15 protein-coding genes and 1 pseudogene are annotated in these 20345 nt (G+C 57.1%); 8 read left to right on the plus strand and 8 right to left on the minus strand.

Annotated elements, in window-relative coordinates; genetic code table 11:
• Nucleotides 1-22: 22 nt before the first annotated feature.
• Nucleotides 23-647 (plus strand): annotated as a pseudogene (locus NL510_RS19095) (TRIC cation channel family protein).
• A 37-nt stretch (nt 648-684) separates the two neighbouring features.
• Here the strand turns inward: NL510_RS19095 and erpA are convergent.
• Both erpA and clcA read right to left on the minus strand, forming a co-directional pair.
• Nucleotides 685-1032, minus strand: coding sequence for an iron-sulfur cluster insertion protein ErpA (erpA, locus tag NL510_RS19100; RefSeq protein ID WP_253379313.1), 348 nt, complete (start codon nt 1030-1032; stop codon nt 685-687).
• Between the two features lie 86 nt (nt 1033-1118).
• On the minus strand, nt 1119-2519 hold the full coding sequence (gene clcA, locus NL510_RS19105) for a H(+)/Cl(-) exchange transporter ClcA (RefSeq protein ID WP_253379314.1): 1401 nt from the start codon (nt 2517-2519) through the stop codon (nt 1119-1121).
• Between the two features lie 177 nt (nt 2520-2696).
• Between clcA and hemL the strand changes: the two genes are divergently transcribed.
• Nucleotides 2697-3977, plus strand: a complete 1281-nt coding sequence (hemL, locus tag NL510_RS19110; protein ID WP_253379321.1) for a glutamate-1-semialdehyde 2,1-aminomutase — start codon at nt 2697-2699, stop codon at nt 3975-3977.
• A 187-nt stretch (nt 3978-4164) separates the two neighbouring features.
• Here the strand turns inward: hemL and fhuB are convergent, their stop codons facing one another.
• The 6 genes from fhuB to hrpB all read right to left on the minus strand — a co-directional run bounded on the left by fhuB (nt 4165) and on the right by hrpB (nt 15356).
• Nucleotides 4165-6147 (minus strand): Fe(3+)-hydroxamate ABC transporter permease FhuB, encoded by a 1983-nt coding sequence (gene fhuB / locus NL510_RS19115; RefSeq protein WP_253379323.1) that lies wholly within the window; start codon nt 6145-6147, stop codon nt 4165-4167.
• Nucleotides 6144-7034, minus strand: a complete 891-nt coding sequence (gene fhuD, locus NL510_RS19120) for a Fe(3+)-hydroxamate ABC transporter substrate-binding protein FhuD (protein WP_253379325.1) — start codon at nt 7032-7034, stop codon at nt 6144-6146. Before fhuD ends, fhuB begins: the two co-directional genes overlap by 4 nt.
• Nucleotides 7034-7831, minus strand: coding sequence for a Fe3+-hydroxamate ABC transporter ATP-binding protein FhuC (gene fhuC, locus NL510_RS19125; RefSeq protein ID WP_253379327.1), 798 nt, complete (start codon nt 7829-7831; stop codon nt 7034-7036). Before fhuC ends, fhuD begins: the two co-directional genes overlap by 1 nt.
• A 51-nt stretch (nt 7832-7882) precedes the next feature.
• Nucleotides 7883-10093 carry a ferrichrome porin FhuA gene (gene fhuA, locus NL510_RS19130; RefSeq protein WP_253379329.1) on the minus strand — a complete coding sequence of 737 codons (2211 nt, stop codon included), beginning with the start codon at nt 10091-10093 and terminating at the stop codon, nt 7883-7885.
• Between the two features lie 237 nt (nt 10094-10330).
• Nucleotides 10331-12847, minus strand: coding sequence for a bifunctional glycosyl transferase/transpeptidase (mrcB, locus tag NL510_RS19135; RefSeq protein ID WP_253379330.1), 2517 nt, complete (start codon nt 12845-12847; stop codon nt 10331-10333).
• Nucleotides 12848-12926: 79 nt separating this feature from the next.
• Nucleotides 12927-15356: an ATP-dependent helicase HrpB gene (gene hrpB / locus NL510_RS19140; RefSeq protein ID WP_253379331.1), complete on the minus strand. Its 2430-nt coding sequence runs from the start codon at nt 15354-15356 to the stop codon at nt 12927-12929.
• A gap of 72 nt (nt 15357-15428) precedes the next feature.
• Between hrpB and thpR the strand changes: the two genes are divergently transcribed.
• The 6 genes from thpR (at nt 15429) to folK (ending at nt 20174) form a co-directional block, all read left to right on the plus strand.
• Nucleotides 15429-15983: an RNA 2',3'-cyclic phosphodiesterase gene (gene thpR, locus NL510_RS19145; protein WP_253379332.1), complete on the plus strand. Its 555-nt coding sequence runs from the start codon at nt 15429-15431 to the stop codon at nt 15981-15983.
• Nucleotides 15973-16677: a DNA/RNA nuclease SfsA gene (gene sfsA, locus NL510_RS19150; protein ID WP_253379333.1), complete on the plus strand. Its 705-nt coding sequence runs from the start codon at nt 15973-15975 to the stop codon at nt 16675-16677. Before thpR ends, sfsA begins: the two co-directional genes overlap by 11 nt.
• A gap of 175 nt (nt 16678-16852) precedes the next feature.
• Nucleotides 16853-17308, plus strand: a complete 456-nt coding sequence (dksA, locus tag NL510_RS19155) for an RNA polymerase-binding protein DksA (protein ID WP_001155232.1) — start codon at nt 16853-16855, stop codon at nt 17306-17308.
• 59 nt (nt 17309-17367) lie between these two features.
• Nucleotides 17368-18258 carry a tRNA glutamyl-Q(34) synthetase GluQRS gene (gluQRS, locus tag NL510_RS19160; protein ID WP_253379334.1) on the plus strand — a complete coding sequence of 297 codons (891 nt, stop codon included), beginning with the start codon at nt 17368-17370 and terminating at the stop codon, nt 18256-18258.
• Nucleotides 18259-18300: 42 nt separating this feature from the next.
• Nucleotides 18301-19698 (plus strand): polynucleotide adenylyltransferase PcnB, encoded by a 1398-nt coding sequence (gene pcnB / locus NL510_RS19165; RefSeq protein ID WP_253385014.1) that lies wholly within the window; start codon nt 18301-18303, stop codon nt 19696-19698.
• Nucleotides 19695-20174, plus strand: coding sequence for a 2-amino-4-hydroxy-6-hydroxymethyldihydropteridine diphosphokinase (folK, locus tag NL510_RS19170; protein WP_253379336.1), 480 nt, complete (start codon nt 19695-19697; stop codon nt 20172-20174). The genes pcnB and folK overlap by 4 nt, the downstream gene beginning before the upstream one ends.
• Nucleotides 20175-20345 lie beyond the last annotated feature (171 nt).

Below are 20345 nucleotides of genomic sequence, written 5' to 3' on the forward strand. Positions count from 1 at the left end.
ACACCCGTTCGAGGATTTAACGATGCTCGTGTATTGGCTGGATATTCTTGGCACAGCCGTTTTTGCTATATCCGGCGTATTGCTCGCCGGAAAATTACGCATGGACCCTTTTGGCGTGTTGGTTTTGGGCGTGGTTACCGCCATCGGCGGTGGGACGATCCGCGATATGGCGCTGGCCCATGGCCCGGTATTTTGGGTGAAAGATCCCACCGACCTGGTGGTGGCTATGGTCACCTGCCTGTTGACCATCGCGCTGGTACGCCAGCCGCGCAGATTACCTAAATGGATATTGCCGGTGCTGGATGCCGTCGGCCTGGCGGTGTTTGTGGGCATTGGGGTGAATAAAGCCTTTCATGCCGGAACGGGCCCACTGGTGGCCGTCTGCATGGGGGTATTAACTGGCGTCGGCGGCGGCATTATCCGTGACATTCTGGCGCGTGAAATACCGATGATCCTGCGCACCGAAATCTACGCAACGGCCTGTATCGTCGGCGGCATTGTCCATGCCACGGCCTATTATACCTTTGCGGTCCCGCTGGAGAACGCAGCGATGCTGGGAATGGTCGTCACCCCTGGGGATACGTTTAGCGGCGATACGCTGGCACCTGAAGCTGCCGACGTTTGCGCTGGATGACAACGTAAGATAAAAGCAAAACGGTAACCATCAGGTTACCGTTATGATTGTCAGATGCTGAACGAAGACCCACACCCACAGGTGCTTGTCGCATTCGGGTTGGTGACCACAAAGCGCGAACCTTCCAGACCTTCGCTGTAATCCACCGCTCCGCCTACCAGATATTGCAGGCTCATCGGATCCACCACCAGCGCAACGCCCTGCTTCTCGATAGTCATATCACCTTCGTTAACCTGGTCGTCAAAAGTAAAACCATACTGGAAGCCGCTACAGCCGCCGCCGGTAATATATACGCGCAGTTTCAGATCCGGATTGTCTTCATCGGCAATCAGGGTTTTCACTTTATTGGCCGCTGCTTCGGTAAATTCCAGCGGCACAGCGACTACGTCATCACTCATCTTATGCTCCCATGAATACTGCTTACTGCCATTGGGTAAAAATCACCCAATTCTTTTGTTCATTATCTAATACCCTGGTAATTCATTCAAGTATTCTGCGTCGAGGCCTGTTCCGTCTCCTGTTTCGCGAGGGTACGAGCAAGAAGGGTGGAGTATAGCGGTTTTCCCCCCAGGAATTGGGCTAATAGTGTCGCGCCGAGACAGGTAATGATCATTGGCAAAATGAGCTGATAATTATCGGTCATCTCCAGAACCAGTACGATCCCGGTCAACGGCGCACGTAGCGAAGCGGCCAGCAGCGCGCCCATTCCGGCAATGGCGAACGTTCCCGCATCAAGATGATACGCCGGGAAGCCAGCCTCTGCAGCCATGCCAAAAGCCGTACCCAGTAATGTGCCGAGCGCCAGCATCGGGGCGAAAATACCGCCAGGCGCACCGGATGAGAAACAGAGCACGGTGGTGACAACCCGCGAAATAAACAGGAACAGCAACAAACCGACGCTAAAATTACCCGCCGCCGCAATGGGGATCAGCCCAAAACCGCCGCCTGTGGCATTAGGTTCTATCAGACCGATAATGCCGCACATGCCCCCCAGCAGCCCGCCAACCAGCACCCATCTGGTGGTGTTGTCTCTGTGAATACGTTGAAACAGATCCTGAGCGCGTAAAATGAAGGCATTAAATAAGGGGCCGACAACGCCAAATATCATCCCGAGGATCAGATACAGCCACAGCGTATTGACCGGTGCGTTGGTCAGTTTCCCCACCTCAATCACCGCCCCTTCGCCGTTAATCACGCGAAAGACAATGCTCGACATAATAACGCCAGTGAACACCGCTTTAATGGAGATCAGGTTATAGCGAAACTGGGCGCGCATCTCTTCGATAATAAACAGGATCCCCGCCAGCGGTGCATTGAACGCCGCGGAAAGCCCCGCCGCCGCACCGGTTGCCAGCAGCGTATGGCGCGCTTCCGCACTGCGCATGCGAAAAAGATCGCCCACCATTCGTCCGATATTGCCCCCAAGCTGAACGGTTGGCCCTTCACGCCCCAGCACCATCCCTGCGCCGAGCGTACCCATCCCACCGATAAATTTTACCGGGATCACCCGCCACCAGCGGACCGGGCGCAACTCTTCAAGCGCGCCTTCTATTTCAGGAATACCGGAGCCGCCAGCCTCGGGGGCGAATTTACGCACCAGAAAATAGCCCACCATCGCCATTAGCGCAGACAAGACAAATGCCCCTGTCCACACCAGCCATCCGCTCTGTGCGTACCCGGCAATCGTGCCCATGCGCCAGTTGATCACCGCATTTACCGCTTTCTCAAACGCGACGCCAACCAGCCCGGCCAGCGTTCCCACCACGGCGGCAGCCAGCAGGATCGCCAGCGGCGTTTTATCGCGGTTAAGCAACCGACGAATACTGATACGGTGACGCGCGCGCGCAAACTGTTGTTCTTCAAATGAGGGGGTATCTACTTTCATCACCAGTTCTTTTTCGTCATACAATTAGCCGCAAAGATTTTACCAGAGACCGCCGCAGCGTCCCGTGAAAAATCCTTAATAATTGTTTTTGTATTACCAGGCCAAAAATTTCATAACCTTCTGCGGATCACTTAGAATAGTGTGCTTAATCATTTTATACGAACCAGGAACGACGCCATGAGCAAGTCTGAAAACCTCTACAGTGCAGCCCGGGAGCTTATTCCAGGCGGTGTGAACTCGCCGGTCCGCGCCTTTACCGGCGTGGGTGGAACGCCGCTGTTTATTGAACGTTCTGACGGCGCGTACCTGTTTGATGTCGACGGTAAAGCCTATATCGATTATGTCGGCTCCTGGGGCCCGATGGTGCTGGGGCATAACCACCCGGCGATCCGCAATGCGGTGATTGACGCGGCCCAGCGCGGCCTGAGCTTTGGCGCGCCAACCGAAATGGAAGTCAAGATGGCGGCGCTGGTCACCGAACTGGTTCCCACCATGGACATGGTGCGTATGGTGAACTCCGGAACCGAGGCCACCATGAGCGCTATCCGTCTGGCGCGCGGTTTTACCGGTCGTGACAAAATCATCAAATTTGAAGGTTGCTACCATGGCCACGCCGACTGCCTGCTGGTGAAAGCGGGTTCCGGCGCCTTAACCCTCGGCCAGCCGAACTCTCCAGGCGTACCGGCCGACTTCGCCAGACACACCCTGACCTGCACCTATAACGATCTGGACACCGTTCGCGCGGCGTTCGAACAGTATCCGCAGGAGATCGCCTGCATCATCGTAGAGCCGGTTGCAGGCAACATGAACTGCATCCCACCCCAACCTGATTTCCTGCCGGGCCTGCGCGCCCTGTGCGATGAATACGGCGCTCTGCTGATTATCGACGAAGTGATGACCGGTTTCCGCGTGGCGCTGGCGGGCGCTCAGTCATACTACGGCGTGGAGCCGGATCTAACCTGTCTGGGCAAAATCATCGGCGGCGGTATGCCGGTCGGCGCCTTTGGTGGCCGTAAAGAGGTGATGGAAGCGCTGGCGCCAACCGGTCCGGTTTACCAGGCGGGTACGCTGTCAGGCAACCCGATTGCCATGGCAGCCGGATTCGCCTGCCTGACCGAAGTTGCACAGCCGGGTATTCACGAAACCCTGACCAGCCTGACCACGCAGTTGGCAAACGGTCTGCTTGAGGCAGCCAGCGACGCGGGTATTCCGCTGGTGGTTAACCACGTGGGCGGGATGTTCGGGATCTTCTTCACCGATGCAAAAACTGTGACCCGCTACCAGGACGTAGTGAAGTGCGACGTTGAACGCTTCAAGCGCTTCTTCCACCTGATGCTCGAGGAAAGGGTCTATCTGGCGCCCTCGGCATTTGAAGCAGGCTTTATGTCCGTAGCGCACAGCGAAGACGATATCAATAACACCATTGACGCCGCGCGTAAGGTGTTTGCGAAGCTGTAAGATGTGCGTCTTGATGCCCTTACCCCGGCCTCAGCGATTTACAGCCGGGCCAGATCATCGCTGAAAGCCTGCAATCGTGCTGAAACAACGTTATTGCTTCTGTTTAAACATTACTGGGGAACCCTCAGCCCACGGGGAGAGGGAGCAAACACTAAAACGGCAATCTAAGGATTGCCGTTTACTATGATTACCGACTCTGCTTTCGCAACAGATAAATAAAGTACGGCGCGCCGATGAAGGTCGACAGCAGCCCCGCCGGGATCTGATACGGGAACAGCGCCATTCTTCCACACCAGTCGGCAAACACCAGTATCACGCCGCCCGCCAGGGCAGACATCACGATATGCGGCATCGTCCGACGGAAGCCCATCATTCGGGCGATGTGCGGCGCCATTAATCCCACAAAGCTGAGCGGCCCTATGGTCATGGTCGCCGTTGCCGTCAGACAGGCAGCCAGCAGTAGCAGGCCCACGCGGGTAGGTGTTAACGCCATCCCCACCGCGCGTGCGGTTTCACCGCCCAGCGGCAGAATAGTCATCCAGCGACGGCACAATGGCACCATCACCAGAAGGACAATCATCGCGATCCCGGTATTAACCACCTGACTGCCAGTCGCCCCGTAGGTCGAACCGGCGATCCAGGTCAGGATCTGCGCCATGCGCGGATCGCCGCTTGCCTGTAACATCATCAGCAGCATGGTGAACGCGGTGCTTAGCGCCATCCCCGCCAGCAGCATGCGATGCGGCGAGAATCCACCGCGACCGGACGCAATCATAATAATAAGCAGCGTGACCGCCGCACCGATACTTCCGGCAGGCATCAGCCAGCCAAAGGCATTCCCCGGCACCATGAACAGCATCAGCACCACGCCAAACGCCGCGCCGGAGCTGATCCCCAGCACTTCCGGGCTGGCCATCGGGTTACCGGTCAGGCGCTGGATAATACAGCCCGCCACCGCCAGCATCACACCGGCAAATAGCGCCGAAAAGATGCGCGGCCAGCGCCACTGCAGCAATGCATTGAATACATCGCCCGTCGCCCAGTGCCACCCCGTCGCATCACGCCCGAAGGCGAGTGCGGCCACGCAGGCGATAATCAGTACGCCCAGCCCGGCGAGGCTAAACCACAGCACCGACTGACGTTCAGGATAGACGTTATCGCCCGCATCCATCGCAGGCGCACTGATGCTGCGCAGACGTGGCAGCAGCCACAGCAGCAGCGGCGCGCCAATCAGCGCCGTCACCGAACCGGTGGAGACCTCCATCCAGACGCGGGCCAGCCAGAGAATCACCTGATCGGAGAGCCAGAGGATTAGGGCGCCAATCAGCGGAGCCAGCAGTAAACGCGCCAGCAGGCGGCGCGCGCCGAGCATTTTTGCCAGCAGCGGCGCAAAAAGCCCGATAAAACCGATAATCCCGACTGCGTTGACCAGCAGGGCGCTGAGCACAATCGCCAGCGTCAGCGCTGCCAGCCGCGCCAGGGACAACGCCAGCCCCAGGTTACGCGCGACGCCATCATCAAGCCCCATTAGCGTCAGCGGGCGTAAGAGCAGGAATGTCAGCACCACGCCGCCAACTAACTGCGGCCACAGGCGCTGCGCTATGCTCCAGTCAGTCTGGGTAAGCGTGCCGGAACTCCACAGGAACATGCTTTGCAGTTGATCGTGATGGAACAGCACCAGCAGTTGGTTGACCGCCCCGCAGTAAAGGCTGACCACTAATCCCGCGAGGATCAGCGTCACCGGGGAGAGACGTTTGCCCCAGGCCACGCCGAATACCAGCGCCCCGACCGCGACCGCGCCCGCGAGCGCCGCAAACTGCGAGGTTAGCGCCCCGGGCAGTGCCCACAGCGTCGTGATAGTGATCCCAAGCTGCGCCCCCGTCGCCACGCCGAGGGTGGTCGGCTCTGCCAGCGGGTTACGCAATACCTGCTGGAATAAGACGCCCACCAGCCCTAACCCGGCCCCGACCAGCAGGGAAACCGCCAGACGTGGCAGCAGGCTATAGTGGAACAGCATCTGTTGAATGTTGTCGATATCTGGCACAGCAAAGGCCGCGCCCCACTGTTCGCGCGGTAATGCATTCGACAGGTTGAACCCGGTCAGCGCCAGGGTCACCAGCAAAATCACCGTCAGCAGCAGCGCCGGGAAACGGGCAATGCGCGTACTCATGCTTTGCCTCCCATGACGTTATCCAGCACCCGGGCAAAATGCATGGCCGACAACGTCGCGCCGTAGAACCACACGGCTGGGGCACGCAGGAAGCGTTGCTGGCGCACAAACGGCATCGCCTGCCAGAGCGGCGTCGACATCAATGCCTGCATGTCGCGCTCATTGCCGTGATCGAAACAGAGCACATCCACATCACGAAACGCCGCCAGCCGGTCGATACCGACGGCGGTGCTGCCCCAGAAGGTCATCTCGCCGTCCCATGCATTGCGAATGCCAAAGCTATCGAGCACTTCCTGAAACAGACAGTTTTTGCCGAAAACCAGCATATGGCGGGCATCCAGCAGCGTTACCATCAGCAGCGGGCGATCCCCGCGGTGGGCAAAGCGTGGCTTCAGGGAGTCAATCTGCGCGTCAAATTCAGCGAGATGCTGCTTCGCTACCGCTTCGCGGTTGAGGAACTGCGCCATCTCATTGATAGAGTTTTTCGCCATCGTCAGCGGTTTTTTACCGTCGCTGAAGGTAAAACCACGGCCGGGGGCGATACGCGCCATCGTCGCTTCTGACGGACCGTAGCCTGCGGACCAGAACAGAAATGACGGCTTCATGTGCGTGAGCAGCTCAAGGTTAGGCTCCGTACGCAGGCCGATGTCAATAACGGAATCGGGCAGCTTCGGCTCATTCACCCACAGGTTGTAGTTAGGAATATCCGCTACACCGTAGGGGGTGATGCCCAGCGCCATCATCAGTTCTACCGGCAACCATTCCAGGGCGACAATGCGGTGCGGATCAATCGCGGCCGCGCCCGCGGTATTCATTTTCAACAACAGCGGGGAAAGTGCCATCGCCGTCAGTAAGCGTCGGCGGCTAATCAGAGTGGAGTCCAGCATCAGTAGACAAAGCTCACCGGAGCAGCCCCGGCAGGGTGAGGCAAAATACCCATTGGGATACCGTAAATGTGTTCCAGCGTGTCGCTACGCATCAGTTCCGACGGCGCGCCCTGGGCAATCATCTCACCGCCACGGAGCGCCACGAGATAGTCGCAATAACGCGCCGCCATGTTGATATCATGCAGGACCGCAATCACCGTCAACCCGCGCTGCTGGCTTAAACGATGTACCAACGCCAGGACATCGACCTGGTGCGCAATATCCAGCGCGGAGGTCGGTTCATCAAGCAGCAAACAGCGGCTATCCTGCGCCACCAGCATCGCAATCCACGCACGCTGGCGTTCGCCTCCGGACAGGCTATCCACCAGGCGGTGCGCGAGCGGTTTTAAACCCACCAGCGAAATCGCTTCTTCCACTTTCTCTCTGTCGGCCACACCGAAGCGCCCAAGCGCCCCGTGCCACGGATAACGGCCAATCGCCACCAGCTCACGCACCGTCATCCCTTCCGCCTGCGGCAGTTGCTGCGGCAAATAGGCTACTTTGCGGGCAAAGGCTTTACTGCTCCAGCGCTCAAGCGGTTGTTCGTCCAGCAATATATCGCCCTCAGACGGCGGCTGATGACGGCCAAGCATTTTCAGCAGAGTCGATTTCCCCGACCCATTGTGACCAATCAGGCCGGTCACTTTTCCTGCGGGAAACGTCAAAGAGAGCGGATGCAGCAAGGTGCGCCCGGGTACGCGAAAAGAGAGATGATTGAGCGTAAAGGTGGTGTCGGATTGCGTTTTATTATCCTGCATTTTCAGCCAACTTAAATAAAAAGGGCACGGTGAACCGTGCCCAAAGGGAGTTTAGAAGCGGAAGGTCGCGGTAGCAACAACCTGACGTCCTGCCCCCCAGTAGCATGCGTATTCGCTATAGCAGCTGGAGACATACTCGCGGTCAAAGATGTTGTTCACGTTGACGCCGACCGAGGAACCCGGCAGTCCAAAGCGCGCCAGATCGTATTTCACGGTCGCATCCGCCAGGGCAAAGCCCGCCACGTTAAATGACTGGTACGCTTTTGGCGAGGTGGCTGAATAATAGGAGACGGTGTTACCAATGTACCGGGTGCCCGCGCCTACCGTCAGACCACTCAGCGCCGTTTCGTGGAAGGTATAATCCGCCCAGAGAGAGGCCATGTTACGCGGCACTTCCGCCGGACGACGGCCTTCATACCAGGTATCGTGCGTGTATTCTGCATCCGTGTAGGTATAAGATGCCGTCACGTTAACGTTGGCATTCACCGCCGCTTTGGCTTCCAGTTCCAGGCCACGCGAGCGAATTTCACCGCCCTGCACGCTAAAGCCACTGGTCGGGTTCGCCGGGTCGGCAGTCAGGTTGTTGTTTTTGGTCAACTGGAAGACCGCCGCCGTCACAACAACAGGCAGATCTTTCGGTACGTATTTCACGCCCGCTTCATACTGCTTGCCGCGCGCCGGATCGAACGGTTTACCGCCCAGAGTTGCACCGGAGATTGGCTCGAAGGATTCGCTGTAACTAAAGTAGGGCGTGACGCCATTATCGAACAGGTAGTTAATACCGCCGCGCCAGGTGAACGCCCGATCGTTAATTTCAGCCGTCGTGGCAGAGGAACGGGTCAGCGTGGACGTTTTGGCAAAATCGTAACGTCCGCCGAGGGTCAGTACCCATTTATCCCATTCGGCCTGATCTTGCGCGTACAGGCCCGTTTGTTCCTGGCGATTAAGCACGGCATACGGGAAGGTCACGTTGATATTCGCATTGTTGTGCTGCGGATTGGTCATGCTGATAGGATCAGCGGTGCCATAATCAGCGTCAATATCGTTGCGCATGCGAAGGTAATCAACGCCCGTTAACAGGGTATGCTCAACGGCACCGGTCGAGAGTTTGGACTGCAGTTGGGTATCGACCGTGAACGAGTTCAGTTTTTCATCAGAACGCACATAGGCGCGGCTGATTTGCGCCGGTGGGATATAGCCGTTGCCGTACACTGAACGGTAGAGCGTGTTAACTTTGGTGTAGCGCAGGTTTTGACGCACGGTAAAGGTATCGTCAAATTGATGCGAGAAGCTGTAACCGACCATCTTCTGGCGACGGGAGATTTTGTTGTCTTCATCCCCTTCGTTGAAATCGGTCGGCAGCTTGTGCGCTTTTCCGTTGGCGTCATAGTAAGGCACAACGGTACCTTCCCGCGGCAGCCAGCCGTAATAGCCCGCATCCGGATCGTTCTGGAAGTTACTCAGGAAAGTGAAATCGGTTTTGTCGTCAGGACGCCAGCTGAAAGCAGGCGCAATAGCGTAGCGGGTAGACTTAATCCTTTCCTGCTGCGCATTTTCACTGCGGCCCAGCCCGGTCAGGCGGTATGACCATACGCCGTCATCGTCAATCGCATCGCTGAAATCGAACCCGGTTTGCCACAGGTTATCGGTGCCCATCTTGAACTGAATTTCTTTTAGCGGCTCTGTTGTTGGACGCTTGCTTACCATACTGACCACCCCGCCCGGGTGGCTTTTGCCGTACAGGACGGAGGTAGGCCCACGCAGCAGTTCAACGCGTTCAAGGAAATAGGGATCCATGGACACTTCAGAATAGTTATCACCCTGCAGCTTCATGCCATCCAGATACTGGTTGGTATTCACGGTGGTAGAGGTCGTGAAGCCTCGAATTGAGACCACATCGTACGTTGTCGACGCGCCGCGAGTGGCAAAAACACCCGGTGTATATGAGAGGGCTTGCTTAACCGTACCCGGCTGTTTCATGTCCATTTCTTCTCGCGTGACCACGGAAATAGACTGCGGGGTTTTCTCAATCGGCGTATCGGTCTTTGTCGCCGTTGCGCTACGTTTTGCCGCAATCGTGGGAGCTGGCCCCCAGGCACTTTCCTGCGCAGCCGGTGCGGCAGTGACGGTGATAGTTTCTTCTTTTTTCGGGGTTTCGGCAGCATGTGCATGAGTAGACATGCCGGCAACCGCTGTGGCTACGACGACCGCGATTTTACGCAGCGACGTGTTATTTGGCTGAGCAGTATTGGAAAGCGCCATGATGGTTCTCTGATGAAAAAGGTGAATGATAACGTAAACGAGAATTATTATTATGACCGCAGAATAATATGCGAATCGCTGGCGGTATAGCAAGCAGTATGCGGCCCTACAAGAATTAAGGGTTTAAGAAATAAACAACAGGAAACGTGGCGTTAATAAGCCTTGAAATTGCCGTTAAGAAAATGAGCAGTAGAGGTGAAAAAATACCCCCTTGCGTGGAAGGGGGTATCTGAGGGGTTAGTTAGCGCCGAACATGTCTTTTATCCAGCCAGCGACGCCGTCGCTCTCTTTCTTCTCATTCTGCGGCTGCTGCTGCGGCTGCTGAGGTTGCGAAGGCTGACCGAACGGATCCCCCGTCGGCTGTTCAGGCTGGCTCTGCTGACACAGCGAGTCCGGATTGGTCGTCCAGACAGGCAAGGTACGCATACCGCCGCCGCAAAGGAAGTTACCTGCATCATCCACGCCCATATCGACGATATCTTCCGGCGCCACCAGGTTCAGCGGTACCGGAGACTGATTCGCCAGATAGCGCTGGTAAATGGACATCGCCCCGCTCGCACCGTACAGCTTTGTTGGCTGGTTGTTATCGCGACCCACCCAGGTGATCACCACTTCACGGCCATCGATACCGGCAAACCAGGTATCAACGTTGTTGTTGGTGGTCCCGGTTTTACCCGCCAGATGCAGACCCGGATACTTCGCTCCCAACTGACGTCCGGTACCACGCTGCACGACCTGCTGCATGGTCCACAGCGTCATATAGGCCGCCTGGGCCGGAACGGCACGTTCCGCCTGCGGGAAGCTCTGATACAGCACGGAGCCGTCTTCGGCAATGACCGAGCGTAGCGCAGAGAGCTGCGCGCGATTACCGCCGCTGGCAATGGTCTGGAATGCCTGTGCAACCTCGATTGGCGTCAGGTTCAGCGCCCCCAGAATCATCGCCGGGACCGGATGCAGCTGGTTTTTCGGCGCCCCCAGCTTCTGCCAGGTCTCGGTGATGGCAGGCAGACCGAGCGACATTCCCAGGTTCACCGTCGGCACGTTCATGGAGCGGGTCAATGCATCCACCATCATCACCTGTCCGCTGAACTGCCTGTCATCGTTCTGCGGCGACCAGACCTGGCCGTTAGGCTGGCGCAGGGAGATTGGCGCATCGGCAATCCAGGTGTTTAAACGATACTGATTCGGCAGGCTCAGGGCGGTGAGATAGGTCGCCGGTTTCGCGAGGGAGCCAATGGAACGACGGGCCTGCATAGCGCGGTTGTAGCCTGCAAACTGCGGCTCAGCCCCGCCCACCATGGCGCGAACTTCGCCGGTATTACGGTCAACCACCACCATGGCGGTTTCAAGGTCGCTCAGCTTGCGCTGTTTCTTCAGGACCGGAATGCCCTCAACGGCCGCTTTTTCTGCCGCGTCCTGGGCCACCGGGTCAAAGGTGGTGAAGATCTTCACGCCGGAGAGATCTTTCACCTTGTCACCCAGCTTAGACTGCAGCTCCTGACGCACCATCTGCATGAATGCCGGCTGCGGCGAGATCACGCCGCCGCGCGGCTGAACGCCGAGTGGCCGAGCGCTCAGCATGTCGTACAGCTCCTGGTCAATCACCTGCTGCTGTTGCAGCAAGCGCAGGACCAGATTACGACGCTCCAGGGCAAGTTTCGGGTTGCGCCACGGGTTGTAAATCGACGCCCCTTTCACCATGCCCACCAGCAGCGCCTGCTGATCAAGGCTCAGCTCTTCTACCGGACGGCCAAAGTAGTACAGGCTCGCCAGCGGGAAGCCGCGAATTTCATTATCACCGCTCTGACCGAGGTACACCTCGTTCATGTACAGCTCAAGAATACGATCCTTGCTGTAGCGGGCATCCATCAGCACGGCCATGTAGGCTTCGTTGGCTTTACGCCAGTATGAACGCTCGCTGGAGAGGAACAGGTTCTTCACTAGCTGTTGCGTCAGGGTACTCGCCCCCTGCACCGTCCGTCCGGCGGTCAGGTTTGCCAGCACCGCACGGCCAATGGAGTAGAGGCTGATGCCATCGTGCTCGTAAAAATGGCGGTCTTCGGTAGCCAGCAGGGTGTCCACCAGCAGATCCGGGAAGCCGTTACGCGCCACAAACAGGCGCTGTTCGCCGTTTGCCGATGAGAGCATGGTGATAAGGCGCGGATCGAGACGGAAGAAACCGAACTGGCGGTTGTTATCCATATTCTCGATGGTCTCCAGACGCTCGCTATCAAAGCTCAGACGCGCGCGCACCTGCCCTTCTTTGCTATCCGGGAAATCGAACGGACGACGGATCATCTCAATGCTTTTCGCCTGCACCGTGAACTCGCCGGGACGCGTCATCTTCGAGACCTGACGATATTGGGTGGCCTGCAGCAGTTTGACCATCTCGTTCTTGCTGATGGACATCTCCGGCTCCAGGTTCACCATACGGCCATACACCGCCGCCGGTAACTGCCAGACTTTCCCGTCAATACGGCTGCGGATCTTCTGATCCAGATAGACGCCATAAATGGCGATCAGCACCACCAGAACAATAAACAGCTTCAGCAGCAGCCAGAACCAGCCGCGTTTGCCCCGAGGCTTACGCCCTTTGCCTTTCCCTTTACGCGGCATCGGTTCTTGATCCTCATCATCGTCTTCATAGTCATCATCGTACTCCTCATCTCTGAGGCGACGACGGCTTACCTTTTCTTTCGCCGGACGCGTGGGTTTACCCTTACGTCCTATTGGCTCGCGGTCATTCCCCGCCATGCATTTTCTCCGCAACGTTCAGGCGCAAGGGCCCGATTTTCTTTTCTTCCACATCATCGTGAAAGAAGAAATCTCTCAATTAAGAATATTTCTTCGTCCGCCTCGTCGGCGCGGTATTCGCCGGGTCGTCCGGCCAGACATGTTTGGGATAACGCCCCTTCATCTCTTTTTGCACTTCGCGGTAGCTCCCCGCCCAGAACGCCCCGAGATCGCGGGTGATCTGCAGCGGACGATGCGCCGGCGATAATAGCTCAAGCACCACCGGCACGCGCCCTTCGGCGATAGACGGCGTAGTCGCTTCACCGAACATCTCCTGCATGCGGACCGCCAGCGCTGGTGGATTATCCGCGTCATAACGGATGGCAATCCGGCTTCCGGTCGGCACAGTGTAATGCCCCGGCAGTTCACTATCCAGACGTTGACGTAATGACCAGTCCAGTAAATTTTGTAACGCGACCTTAACATCAAGGGCGTTAAGCGCCCGCAGGGAGTGGATGCCGCGCATTTGCGGCAACAGCCACTCCTCAAGCGTGGCCAGCAGCGTGCGATCATCAACCGCAGGCCACGCGTACTGGGGTAACCAGCGCGCTGCACAGTGCAGACGAATACGATATTGCTCCGCCTCGGGGGTCCAGTTCAATGTGCTCAGCCCCTTTTCCCGGATGCCGTTGAGCATCGCCTGGTGCAACTCCTCCTCCGACGGTTTCGCCAGCGGCCTGGTCACCAGAGTCAGTTTTCCAATCTGGCTGCGCCTGAACGCTTTCAGCGTGCCCTGAGCGTCATCCCACTCGATGATATCCGATTGCTCAAGCAACTGCGGACAGGCGCACGTCAGGGCATCAATATCTACGGCGATCGCCTGAAGAATACGTGCGTCTGCCGAGTGGCTCCCCTGCAGTAAGAGCGGCGCAATCAGCCACGCGTTACGCGTCATAGCATCATCGCTGTCCAGCATCGCGCCCATACCGTTTGCCAGTTGATACCGCCCGTCCCGCCCACGGCGGCGCGCAATCCGGTCGACAAAAGCCGGTGCCAGCAGGGCGGCAATTTTATCGCTATCAGGCGCGCCACCCCGGCAGTGAAGCCGTTGACAAAGCTGCTGCGCCCGCTGCTGCCAGTTTCCCTGATTACGCGCAAAGGCCTGAACCAAATCGCAACTGCCGCCGCGTGGCGGCTCCTCAAGAATAGCCGCCAGTTTCGCCGCCGTGGCAATTTCATCCTCGCCCTTTGCTGCGACCAGCATGGCTGCCAGACGAGGATCGTTTCCCAGCCGCGCCATTTTCTGCCCGCGTGACGACAACCGTTCCCCTTCCAGGGCGCCGAGCTGGGTCAATAAAGTCCGTGCTGCGGCAAGATGCACGGCGGGCGGCGGGTTGAGCCAGGTCAGTTGGGCCGGATCCGGGCAGCCCCACTGTAACAAATCCATCACCAGCGCAGAGAGATCGCTTTGCATGATTTCCGGCGTGCTTTGCAAGGCTGCACGTTCCGCCTGCTCGGCAGAGGTTAAATGCAGACAGATACCCGGTTCCAGCCGCCCCGCACGGCCGGCGCGCTGGACCATCGACGCCTTGCTGATGCGTTGCGTAAGCAGTTTTGTCAGCCCGCTACGTGGGTCAAAGTTTGCCACCCGCTCCTGGGCGCAATCCACCACCAGCCGAATACCCTCGATAGTTAAACTGGTTTCGGCAATATTGGTTGCCAGTACCACCTTACGCCGCCCTTCTGGCGCAGGAAGGATCGCTTTGCGCTGATCGCTCAACGACAGCGCGCCGTACAGCGGGCAAAGCATCACGTCACTGCTCACGCGCGACGCCAGTTGCTCCTGCACGCGCTGGATTTCGCCCACGCCGGGTAAGAACAGCAGCAGGGAACCCGACGCCTGGCGCAGCAGCTCTGCGGTGGCGAGCGCTACGGCTTCATCAAAACGCTGATGTGTAGGAAGCGGCTGGTAGCGGCGCTCAACCGGGAAAGCCCGGCCAGCAGAGGAGATGACCGGGGCAGCAGGCAATACCTGCTGTAACCGCGCGTTATCGAGCGTTGCCGACATGATCAGCAGCCGAAGGTCGTCGCGTAGCCCCTGCTGAACGTCCAGCAACAGCGCCAGAGCCAGATCCGCCTGCAGGCTGCGCTCGTGGAATTCATCGAGGATCACCAGCCCGACGCCGGTGAGTTCAGGATCGTTTTGCAGCATGCGGGTGAGGATGCCCTCGGTCACCACCTCAAGCCGCGTCGTTGGCCCAACGCAGGTATCCGCGCGCATGCGATAGCCCACCGTCTCGCCCGGCTTTTCGTTGAGCCATTCCGCCAGCCGCTGCGCCACGCTACGTGCGGCCAGCCTGCGCGGCTCCAGCAGGATAATTTTCCCAGCGAGGGTACGCTCTTTGAGGATCTGCAGCGGCAGCCAGGTGGATTTACCCGCGCCGGTGGGCGCGTTGAGCAAAACCTGCGGAGACTGTCGCAGGGCAGCAAGCAGCTCAGGCAGAACGACGGCGACGGGCAATGAGGACACGAACAGCTCCGGAGGGTTAACATTAGTCGGCGGACATTGTAGCATCGGCGCATATCATTACCGAGTCCCCGTATGTCTGAGTCAAAACGGCTGTTTTTCGCCATTGAATTGCCCGCGCCAATGCAACGACAAATCGTTCGCTGGCGCGCTGAACATTTTCTTGCGCAAGCGGGCCGCCCCGTTGCGGCAGCGAACCTGCACCTGACGCTGGCCTTTCTCGGCGACGTGAGTGCCGAAAAACAGCGCGCATTAGCGGCAATGGCCGCGCGCATCACCCAGCCGGGCTTTACGCTGCATCTTGATGATGCGGGCCACTGGCTGCGCTCGCGGGTGGTCTGGCTGGGAACGCGCCAGCCTCCCCGGGGGTTACTTCAGCTCGCCAGTATGTTGCGGGCACAGGCAGCGCGCAGCGGTTGTTACCAGAACCCGCAGCCGTTTCATCCCCATATCACGCTCCTGCGCAATGCGGGTCAGGGGGTGGCTATTCCGCCACCGGGCTTTCTCTGGGCTTTACCGGTCAACGAATTTGTGCTGTACGAATCTGTCTTTGCCCGGGGACGCACGCGCTATACGCCGCTACAGCGCTGGACGCTTGGCAACACCGAAAGGAATTCTGATGAAGTTTAGTCCCGCGCTACGGCGCGCCACGCTTATTCAACGCTACAAACGCTTTCTCGCCGACGTCGTGACCGCCGAGGGCGAAGCGTTGACCCTGCACTGCCCCAATACCGGCGCAATGACCGGGTGTGCAACCCCTGGCGACACCGTCTGGTACTCCACCTCTGACAATATAAAACGTAAATATCCTCACACCTGGGAAATGACGCAGACACAGCAAGGGGCATTTATTTGTGTGAATACTCTGCGGGCGAATCAGTTAGTAAAAGAGGCGCTGATCCATGACGCAATCCCCGAACTGGTCGGCTATGACACGCTAAAAAGTGAAGTAAAATATGGCGACGAAAGCAGCAGAATTGACTTCATGCTACAGGCGCAAGAGCGGCCTGAGTGCTATATTGAAGTTAAATCAGTCACGTTAGCGGAACAGGAAAAAGGCTACTTCCCGGATGCGATAACGCTACGTGGCCAAAAGCATCTGCGGGAGCTGATAAGTGTTGCGGCGGCGGGCAAACGCGCCGTGTTGCTGTTTGCGGTTTTGCATTCAGCCATTGAACGATTTTCCCCCGCCCGCCATATCGATCCTAAATACGCGCAATTGTTGAATGAGGCACAAAAGCAGGGGGTAGAGGTTTTCGCTTATAAAGCGGAACTTTCTGCCGATAATATGACTCTGAGATCGTCTCTTCCCATTGTCTTATAAGGAATTAGACGGTTGACGATTAAGTGTTCTGGCCGCGTGCGCAAATACGCTTTTCCTCACAGGCTTGTCAAGTGTTACGTATAGATAATTGCCATACGGAAAAGCATCTGCTATTTATAGCGACCTGATTTTTCCCCCACATGGGGATCGATAGTGCGTGTTAAGGAGAAGCAACATGCAAGAAGGGCAAAACCGTAAAACATCGTCCCTGAGTATTCTCGCCATCGCTGGGGTGGAGCCGTATCAAGAGAAGCCGGGCGAAGAGTATATGAACGAAGCCCAGCTGTCGCACTTCAAGCGTATTCTTGAAGCATGGCGTAATCAACTTAGGGATGAAGTCGATCGCACCGTTACTCATATGCAGGATGAAGCTGCAAACTTCCCGGATCCGGTCGACCGTGCCGCTCAGGAAGAAGAGTTCAGCCTCGAACTGCGTAACCGTGACCGCGAGCGCAAACTGATCAAAAAGATCGAAAAAACGCTGAAGAAAGTCGAAGACGAAGATTTTGGCTACTGCGAATCCTGCGGTGTTGAAATCGGTATTCGTCGTCTTGAGGCGCGTCCAACAGCCGATCTTTGCATCGACTGTAAAACGCTGGCAGAAATTCGCGAAAAACAGATGGCGGGTTAAACTCAGCGCTGTTTACACACTCCAAAGGCGGGAGTCTCTCCCGCCTTGTTACTGTTGATATGTCTGAATCACACTATATTGGGCGCTTCGCGCCATCCCCTTCCGGTGAATTACACTTCGGTTCGTTAATTGCCGCCCTCGGCAGCTACCTGCAGGCGCGTGCCCGGCTGGGTAAATGGCGCGTGCGCATTGAAGATATTGACCCTCCGCGTGAAGTTCCCGGTGCAGCAGACTCTATTCTGCGTCAGCTGGAATATTACGGTCTTCACTGGGACGGCGAGGTGCTCTGGCAATCAAGACGTCATGACGCTTACCGGGAACGTCTGGCCTGGCTTTCTGAGCAGGGGCTTTCCTACAACTGCACCTGTACCCGCGCACGCATTCAGCACGTAGGCGGCGTTTATGATGGCCACTGTCGGACGCTCAATCTCGGCCCGCAAAATGCCGCGGTACGTTTAAAACAGCGTTCCCCTGTGACGCACTTTACCGATTTACTTTCCGGTGAGATCCACGCCGATGCACGCCTTGCGCGTGAAGATTTTATCATCCATCGCCGTGATGGCCTGTTTGCCTATAATCTGGCGGTGGTAGTAGATGACCATTTCCAGGGGGTCACGGAAATTGTGCGCGGGGCGGATCTGGTCGAACCTACCGTGCGGCAAATAGCGCTGTACCACCAGTTTGGCTGGACGGCGCCGGATTACATTCATCTGCCGCTGGCGGTGAATGAACACGGTCATAAACTGTCGAAGCAAAACCATGCTCCCGCCCTGCCAGACGGCGATCCGCGCCCTGTTTTGATCGACGCGCTGCGATTTCTCAACCAGAATATAATCAGCGAATGGCAGGATCTGAGCACTGACGAACTGCTGAAAATGGCAACCGCCAACTGGACGCTCAGGGCGGTGCCAAAAATCCAGCATTCTCAAATGCGTTGCGCTGAGCTATGATTAGCCGCTTTTTTCATAACAAAACACACTACGAGGTGTACCATTTTTACCCGAGTCGCTAATTTTTGCCGCAAAGTGCTAAGCCGCGAAGAGAGCATGGCAAATGATGCTATTGCAGCGCCACACATGTCGATCATTCCGCGTGAGCAGCACAACATTTCCCGCAAAGATATCAGTGAAAATGCCCTCAAGGTGCTGTATCGACTGAATAAAGCGGGCTACGAGGCTTATCTCGTTGGCGGTGGAGTGCGTGATTTACTGTTGGGCAAAAAACCAAAAGATTTCGACGTGACGACCAGCGCCACGCCCGATCAGGTGCGCAAATTATTCCGCAATTGCCGTCTGGTTGGCCGCCGTTTCCGCCTCGCTCACGTGATGTTTGGACCGGAAATTATTGAAGTTGCCACCTTCCGTGGTCACCACGACGCGGGCGAGGCCGATCGCGCCACGTCCCAGCGCGGCCAGAACGGTATGCTGCTGCGCGACAATATCTTCGGTTCAATTGAAGAAGATGCCCAGCGTCGTGATTTCACCATCAACAGTCTTTACTACAGCGTGGCGGATTTTACCGTTCGTGATTACGTCGGCGGGATGCAGGACCTCAAAGAAGGTCTGATTCGCCTGATAGGGACGCCGGAAACGCGCTACCGTGAAGATCCGGTGCGGATGCTACGCGCCGTGCGTTTTGCCGCCAAGCTGAACATGCGCATTAGCCCGGAGACCGCAGAGCCCATTCCACGCCTCGCAACGCTGATGAACGACGTGCCGCCAGCACGCCTGTTTGAAGAGACGCTGAAGCTGCTGCAGGCCGGTTACGGGTTCGAAACCTACGCCCTGCTGCGCGAATATAACCTCTTCCAGCCGCTGTTCCCGACCATCACCCGCTACTTCACGGAAAACGGTGACAGCCCGATGGAGCGCATGATTGCGCAGGTGCTGAAGAATACCGATACCCGTATCCACAACGACATGCGCGTGAACCCGGCGTTCTTGTTTGCCGCCATGTTCTGGTATCCCCTGCTTGAAGCCGCGCAGCGGATTGCTCAGGAAAGTGGTCTGGCCTATTACGATGCGTTCGCGCTGGCCGCCAATGACGTGCTTGACGAAGGCTGCCGTACGCTGGCGATCCCAAAACGTATTACCACGCTGGTGCGTGATATCTGGCAACTGCAGTTACGTATGTCGCGACGTCAGGGAAAACGCGCCTGGAAGCTGATGGAACATCCTAAATTCCGCGCCGCCTACGATCTACTGGCACTGCGTGCTGAAATTGAAAAGAACCCTGAACTGCAGCGTCTGGCGCAGTGGTGGGGTGAATTCCAGGTCTCCGCGCCGCCGGAACAAAAAGGGATGCTCACCAACCTGGATGAAGAGCCAGAACCCCGTCGCCGTCATCGCCGCCCGCGCAAACGCGCCCCGCGCCGTGAAGGCACCTCGTGACCCTCGCTTACCTCGCCCTTGGCAGCAATTTATCCTCTCCTCTGGAGCAGGTTAACGCTGCCGTACAGGCGCTGGACAATATCCCGCAAAGCCGGGTGGTGGCCGTTTCGTCTTTCTATCGCACGCCACCGCTGGGACCGCAGGATCAACCGGACTACCTGAACGCTGCCGTGATGCTGGAGACCCGCCTGGACGCCGAAACGCTTTTGGATAACACCCAACGTATCGAACTGCAGCAGGGCCGCGTACGCAAGGCTGAACGCTGGGGTCCACGCACCCTGGATCTCGATATCATGCTGTTTGGTGATGAGGAGATCCACACCGAACGCCTGACCGTGCCGCATTACGATATGAAAAACCGCGGCTTTATGCTCTGGCCGCTGTTTGAAATCGCCCCTGATATTATTTTTCCTGACGGAACGTTGCTTAGCGAACAATTATCCTCACTGGGAATAAAACAACCGGCTCGCTGGTAGCAGCCGTATCTATTATTTCCAGACATTACAATTCTTTTTAATATATAATATCCAATATAAATCCTGAATATTTCTCCGACCTTAATACATTCAATCAATAATTAAGAGGTTAGTTTTTCTTAAAATCTCTTTAAGTGGTATTAAGCTTAAACTTAAAGAACAATAAAAAGA

Source organism: unidentified bacterial endosymbiont (assembly GCF_918797525.1).
Lineage (GTDB): Bacteria > Pseudomonadota > Gammaproteobacteria > Enterobacterales > Enterobacteriaceae > Enterobacter.

What these genes read in the sequence shown, in the direction of transcription:
- erpA (WP_253379313.1), bottom strand. Translation starts at nt 1,032, where the DNA reads ATGAGTGATGACGTAGTCGCTGTGCCGCTGGAATTTACCGAAGCAGCG.
- clcA (WP_253379314.1), bottom strand. Translation starts at nt 2,519, where the DNA reads ATGAAAGTAGATACCCCCTCATTTGAAGAACAACAGTTTGCGCGCGCG.
- hemL (WP_253379321.1), top strand. Translation starts at nt 2,697, where the DNA reads ATGAGCAAGTCTGAAAACCTCTACAGTGCAGCCCGGGAGCTTATTCCA.
- fhuB (WP_253379323.1), bottom strand. Translation starts at nt 6,147, where the DNA reads ATGAGTACGCGCATTGCCCGTTTCCCGGCGCTGCTGCTGACGGTGATT.
- fhuD (WP_253379325.1), bottom strand. Translation starts at nt 7,034, where the DNA reads ATGCTGGACTCCACTCTGATTAGCCGCCGACGCTTACTGACGGCGATG.
- fhuC (WP_253379327.1), bottom strand. Translation starts at nt 7,831, where the DNA reads ATGCAGGATAATAAAACGCAATCCGACACCACCTTTACGCTCAATCAT.
- fhuA (WP_253379329.1), bottom strand. Translation starts at nt 10,093, where the DNA reads ATGGCGCTTTCCAATACTGCTCAGCCAAATAACACGTCGCTGCGTAAA.
- mrcB (WP_253379330.1), bottom strand. Translation starts at nt 12,847, where the DNA reads ATGGCGGGGAATGACCGCGAGCCAATAGGACGTAAGGGTAAACCCACG.
- thpR (WP_253379332.1), top strand. Translation starts at nt 15,429, where the DNA reads ATGTCTGAGTCAAAACGGCTGTTTTTCGCCATTGAATTGCCCGCGCCA.
- sfsA (WP_253379333.1), top strand. Translation starts at nt 15,973, where the DNA reads ATGAAGTTTAGTCCCGCGCTACGGCGCGCCACGCTTATTCAACGCTAC.
- dksA (WP_001155232.1), top strand. Translation starts at nt 16,853, where the DNA reads ATGCAAGAAGGGCAAAACCGTAAAACATCGTCCCTGAGTATTCTCGCC.
- gluQRS (WP_253379334.1), top strand. Translation starts at nt 17,368, where the DNA reads ATGTCTGAATCACACTATATTGGGCGCTTCGCGCCATCCCCTTCCGGT.